Annotated in this window: 5 protein-coding genes; 2 read left to right on the forward strand and 3 right to left on the reverse strand. The window is 66.7% G+C overall.

From position 1 onward, the window contains the following. Nucleotides 1-45 precede the first annotated feature (45 nt). The 3 genes from ABI385_RS04565 to ABI385_RS04570 form a co-directional block, all read right to left on the reverse strand. Nucleotides 46-483, reverse strand: coding sequence for a hypothetical protein (locus ABI385_RS04565; protein WP_348102558.1), 438 nt, complete (start codon nt 481-483; stop codon nt 46-48). Nucleotides 484-645: 162 nt separating this feature from the next. Continuing rightward, nucleotides 646-891, reverse strand: a complete 246-nt coding sequence (locus ABI385_RS18445) for an IS1096 element passenger TnpR family protein (protein ID WP_407068224.1) — start codon at nt 889-891, stop codon at nt 646-648. A 1,176-nt stretch (nt 892-2,067) separates the two neighbouring features. Further along, nucleotides 2,068-2,949 carry a patatin-like phospholipase family protein gene (locus ABI385_RS04570; RefSeq protein WP_348102559.1) on the reverse strand — a complete coding sequence of 294 codons (882 nt, stop codon included), beginning with the start codon at nt 2,947-2,949 and terminating at the stop codon, nt 2,068-2,070. A 40-nt stretch (nt 2,950-2,989) separates the two neighbouring features. Between ABI385_RS04570 and ABI385_RS04575 the strand changes: the two genes are divergently transcribed. Together ABI385_RS04575 and ABI385_RS04580 are read left to right on the forward strand one after the other, a co-directional pair. After that, entirely contained in the window at nt 2,990-3,523 is a 534-nt protein-coding gene (locus ABI385_RS04575; protein ID WP_348102560.1) for a YciI family protein, read from the forward strand. A 23-nt stretch (nt 3,524-3,546) separates the two neighbouring features. Then, a partial coding sequence (locus ABI385_RS04580; RefSeq protein WP_348102561.1) for a sigma-70 family RNA polymerase sigma factor occupies nt 3,547-4,091 on the forward strand: 545 nt, incomplete at its 3' end.

The raw sequence follows: 4,091 nt of genomic DNA on the forward strand, positions 1-4,091 counted from the left end.
CCCTCGACAGCGATCTCGGCGCCCTCGGTCGTTGGGGCGCCACGCTCAGGACAGGGCGGCGAGGAGTTGTGCCTTGAGCTTGTTCGACATTCCGGTCAGTCCTCGCGCTCGAGCCTCTGCCCGCAACTTGACGACGCTCCACGTGTCGTCTGGCATCGTGACACCATCGAGGGTCGTTGGTTCGGCCATCCGCTGACCTGACGCCATCATGGCCATCGGCGCAGCGGCGGCCGTTATGGGTTCCAGTGCAGCAGAAGCCCCGTCGAGCTTGCGATGCAGTTTCTCTACCCGGGCTCGGGCTCGCGAGGCCGATCTTTTCTGCGCCTTCGCTTCCTTCCGCCAGCGATCCGTCCGATTCTTCGCCTTCGTCAGCGCTTTCTCTGTCCTGGTCAGCTGAGCACGCAGACTGAAAAGGTTCTTCTCTATTTCCTTCTGCGTCGAGCTGGACTTCTCAATTGCGCGCCTCTGCCTCTTACTGCTCATGTGTCCCCATTCGTCGGTGGTTGACTGCTGGCCGAAAGCGGAACCCGAACCTACCCCATGGTGACCTGCCGGTCGGGGGCCAAGATCGCTCGTACTGGGCCTGCGTGGACCTGGCATACGGTGGCTGGGCGGGTGCGCCGGGGCCGTTGAGGGCAGCGGTCCCTAACGCCCCCGAGCTGGCCGACCTCGTCGTCGTGGCCAGCGTGCTGGTCGTTGTGTTCGCCAACGACGCCCCCTTGAGACCAGGAGCCTGGGACGCAGCTTGGCGAGGCACTCGTGCATGTGGGAGTCGGTCCAGCCCACCGCGGTCTGGAACAGGGTGTGCACGCTGTTCGGGGTCAGATCGCCTGGAAGCGTCAAACGCCTCCAAATCCCCGGCCGGGAACCACGCAGCTCGATCATCACCATGAGCAGGCTCGACTCGCCCGGGGCGGGGGAAGCTCGACCTCACCGCTGCCAGGGTCGAGGTCCGAGAGCAAGCAGAGACCGTGCAACTTGCCCTTGGTCAGCTGGTCGGCCACCGCCGCAAGCTCGTCCCTAGTGCGGCTCGACATCCCCTGTCGGAGCGCGGACGGATCCAAGGGCGACGGAAGATGCTCGGCAACTCCGTCAGTTGACCAGCCTCGGGCCACACCCAGCACCTTTGGCCGGCCGATCCCCCCTCCCGGCGTCAAGGTGCGCCTGCCGCCTGCGTTCACAAAGGTCGTCACTCAGCGGTCCCTGCGGTCGCCCGGTCGGCCATCGACACGGGCCCATCGTCCTGGTTGGCCCAACGGGCCCAGGGTTGACTTAGGGGTCCTGTGTGATGGACCCAGAACAGGCCGGCCTGTTCGACCTACCCGAACCGCCCGCTGCCCCTGAGCGGATGCGGGGTGGTAAGAACCGGGAGACATGGACCCGCACGGCCATCGGCGACGTCACTATCGTCGACACTCAGGCTCTTCGTGAGGCCGCGGTGCTCACCCAGGGACACCCCTTTTTGATCGGGCTTGACCTAGATCCCGGCCGAAGCCCCAGGCATCGTCGACCCCCAGATCAAGGCTCCCGACCTGCCGCCCGTAAACAGCGGGTTCACTCCCTTGCCGCCTGATCTGGCCCACCGACGGCATGAAGGGACCCCTAGGGGCAGGCGCATCCCGGTTGCTCTTCGTGGTCAGCGAGGTCGTGGCGGAGTCCACCGAACGGGGCCGGCTCGCTTGGACGGTCACGGTCAAGCGCACCGACGTAGGCGCACTGCGCCGACTAGCGACCCAGGCACACCCCACAGAGGCAGCGTTGATCGCAGCAAACCTCCGGTCGCCCGGCAGTACGCCGCCGATCCATTCGCCCCACTCAACTCAGTCCCCGGGACAACCTGGCGCCGGGGCGAGTCGACGTCCAGCATCTGCCTCGACGAGGGTGACCGGGAAACACCCGCGGCCACCCACCGCCGTCTGGGGCCCCCGTTGACGAATTGCCCTCGATGATCGCGACGGCATGGCCGCAGCCCCCATCGAGGCACGCCCCCCCGTGGGAGTCCGGGCGTTGCACTACACGCGGCGGTGACGCGTCGCCGCGCGACCCATTCGCAGGGGGCCTTGTACGTCAGCCCCAGAACTCGGTGAGCTGCTTCGCTAGGGCCATGCCCTGGTTGTAGCCGGCTTGAGCGGCGGCAGGACGCCTGGACAGATCCATCATGTTGACACCGAACGCATCGATTGAAGAGCCATCCGGAAGGACCGTTTCGACCCTGCTGCCGCTGGCGCGCAGCTCATCCACCTGCGCCGCGAGATGCATCCGCCACTCGAGCGGATGCCGTGATCTGCCACCGAAAGGCGAGAGCACCAGCACCCACCCGCAACCGGTCGCCAGATCGGCGTTCTCATTGCGTCTATACCCGCCGTCGATGTACCGGTTGTCACCGATGCCGTACGGAGCGCCACTGGACGTGCTGGCCGCGACGGCGTCCACCAGGTCGATTCCGCTGTCGCGGTCGAACACGACTGGTTCCCCGGTGCGGGCATCGACCGCGGTGATGAGCATCCTTCGTTCCGGCCAGCTCTGGCTGGGTAGCCGTGCGGCGACGGTAGCCCGCCACCGCGTTTGCCTGGCGCCGTCCGATGTCGGATCCAGCTTGAGCGCTGCCGCGCCTATTCTGCGGCGCATGTCGGCCGCACCCTCGCAGATGGCGATGATGCGGTTCGTTCTCTCGAGGTGGTCAGGGACCGGAGGCCGGGGCGCGGATCCAGCGTCTGACGCGACCTGACCGGCTAGTGCCTGAGGTACAGCGGCCACGATGGTGGCAAGAAGCTGTGCCGGGCTTGCGCCGCTGACCTGCGCCGCAGCGGTCGATCCGGCCGACGTCCCGATGATCAGGTCGGCCTCAGTGACATCCAGCCCGGCATCGAACAGGCCGGCGATGACCCCGATCTCCCACGCATTGCCGACCGATCCGCCACCACCAAGGACCAGCGCGCGATCGCTCACGACCGAGCACTCTACGCAACCTCAGTTCCCCCCTTCTGTCATGAGCGGCTTTGATGCGGCCGCATGGCGTGCGCCCGGGGCCGCCTCGCCGGATGACGGCACGTGTAGAAAGACTTCGATACTTGATGTCGAAGACCCTGACAGCCGTTCGACGTACGTGCACCAAGCAATTGCCCGTCAACCAATAGGAGTGATCAAGATGCCGCGTTTCATGGGATTCGTGAGGATGGAAGAAGGCGTCGGCACGCCGCCAGCAGCGCTGTTCGACGCGATGGACGCCCACATCGGCGAGCGGGCCGCCAAGGGTGTGTTCCTCGACGGAGGGGGTCTGTACGGAACTGAGGACGCCGTGAACTTCGTGGTCCGTCAGGGTGAGGTGAGCCGGGTCGACGGACCGTACGCCGAGGCAAAGGAGGTCGTCGGCGGCTGGTCCATCCTGCAGTACGACAGCCTCGAGGAGGCTGTCGCCGACCAGCGGGAGTTCGCCGAGCTCCACGCGAAGTACTGGCCCGAGGTTACGGTGGTCTCTACGCTGCGCCAGATCTCCACCGGCCCGGAGGCTCCCGGCGACTGACCAGGACTCACTACGTTGGCATTATGCCGGCAGAGAGCAGGGCGGAGGACTCGAACGAGGCCATCGTCGCGGCGTGGCGGGCCGAATCGGCCCGCCTCGTCGGCGCTCTCACCCGGATGACCCGTGATCTGGAGCTCGCCGAGGACCTGGCGCAGGACGCACTCGTGGCCGCGCTGGAGCAGTGGCCGACGACCGGCGTCCCACAGAACCCGATCGCGTGGCTGATGACCATCGCGAAGCGGCGCGGCATCGACCACTTCCGGCGCGCCAACAGCCTTCGCCGCAAGACCGCGGAGCTCGAACACGCCCGCGGTGGAGAGGAGGTGGCGATGCCCGACCTCGACGCCCAGGTGGATTACATCGAGGACGACGTCCTGCGGCTCATCTTCTTGTGCTGCCATCCCTGCCTGACGGCCGATTCCCGGGCCGCGCTGACGCTGCGTCTGATCGGCGGACTCACCACCGCCGAGATCGCCCGCGGGTTTTTGGCCACCGAATCCTCCATGGGTCAGCGCATCTCGCGAGCCAAGAGGACACTGGCCGCACACGCCGAGTTCGAGTCGCCCAC

The sequence above is a fragment of the Lapillicoccus sp. genome (assembly GCF_039935575.1).
In the GTDB taxonomy this organism is placed as follows: Bacteria; Actinomycetota; Actinomycetes; order Actinomycetales; family Dermatophilaceae; genus Lapillicoccus.

What these genes read in the sequence shown, in the direction of transcription:
- ABI385_RS04565 (WP_348102558.1), bottom strand. Translation starts at nt 483, where the DNA reads ATGAGCAGTAAGAGGCAGAGGCGCGCAATTGAGAAGTCCAGCTCGACG.
- ABI385_RS18445 (WP_407068224.1), bottom strand. Translation starts at nt 891, where the DNA reads ATGGTGATGATCGAGCTGCGTGGTTCCCGGCCGGGGATTTGGAGGCGT.
- ABI385_RS04575 (WP_348102560.1), top strand. Translation starts at nt 2,990, where the DNA reads ATGAGCGGCTTTGATGCGGCCGCATGGCGTGCGCCCGGGGCCGCCTCG.